The 233-nt window shown below is 64.4% G+C and carries 1 pseudogene; it reads left to right on the top strand.

Annotated elements, in window-relative coordinates:
- Positions 1-233 (top strand): annotated as a pseudogene (locus SB753_RS41750) (sodium-independent anion transporter); the annotation flags it as partial.

A 233-nucleotide genomic window follows, 5' to 3' on the forward strand; every position in this document is an offset into this window, starting at 1 on the left:
GTGTTCACCGATCTCGCGACGGCCGTGCTGTGCGGCATCGTCGTTTCGGCGCTGAACTTCGCGTGGCAGCACGCGAGCGAGATTCGCAGCGAAACGCTCGACGACGCATCGGGCGAAACGACCCACGCGCCGCGCGGCACGCTGTTCTTCGCATCGACCGCGCATTTTCATGCGCTGTTCGAGCCGCATAACGACCCGGCCAACGTGACGCTCGATTGCCGCCATCTGCATTG

Origin of the sequence: Paraburkholderia sp. SIMBA_053, assembly GCF_046534895.1 — a bacterium.
Taxonomy (GTDB): domain Bacteria; phylum Pseudomonadota; class Gammaproteobacteria; order Burkholderiales; family Burkholderiaceae; genus Paraburkholderia; species Paraburkholderia caledonica.